We start from the raw sequence: 666 nt of genomic DNA on the forward strand, positions 1-666 counted from the left end.
ATGGACAACACTAGCGGCGTCGGCGTTCTCGACAAGGCCGCTCTGGTGCTCAGCGCACTGGAGTCGGGCCCCGCCACGCTGGCGGGGCTGGTCGCCGCCACCGGTCTGGCGCGCCCCACCGCCCACAGACTCGCCGTCGCACTCGAACACCACCGCCTCGTCACCCGCGACATGCAGGGCCGCTTCATCCTCGGCCCCCGCCTGTCCGAACTCTCCGCCGCCGCCGGCGAGGACCGACTGCTCGCCACCGCGGGCCCCGTCCTCACCCACCTGCGCGACGTCACCGGAGAAAGCGCCCAGCTCTACCGCCGCCAAGGCGAAACGCGCATCTGCGTCGCCGCCGCCGAACGACTCTCCGGCCTGCGCGACACCGTCCCCGTCGGCAGCACCCTGCCCATGAAGGCCGGCTCCGCCGCCCAGGTCCTCCTCGCCTGGGAAGAACCCGAACGCCTCCACCGAGGCCTCCAGGGCGCCCGCTTCACCGCCACCGCACTCAGCGGCGTCCGCCGCCGCGGCTGGGCCCAGTCCATCGGCGAACGCGAACCCGGCGTCGCCTCCGTCTCCGCCCCCGTCCGCGGCCCCTCCAACCGCGTCGTCGCCGCCGTCTCCGTCTCCGGCCCCATCGAACGCCTCACCCGCCACCCCGGCCGCCTCCACGCCCAGGCC

The 666-nt window shown here is 74.9% G+C and carries 1 protein-coding gene; it reads left to right on the forward strand.

Annotated features, from left to right (window positions below; all coding sequences use genetic code 11):
- A partial coding sequence (locus KS423_RS46775; RefSeq protein WP_224285693.1) for an IclR family transcriptional regulator occupies positions 1–666 on the forward strand: 666 nt, incomplete at its 3' end.

The organism is Streptomyces sp. LS1784, assembly GCF_020103755.1.
Classification (GTDB): Bacteria; Actinomycetota; Actinomycetes; order Streptomycetales; family Streptomycetaceae; genus Kitasatospora.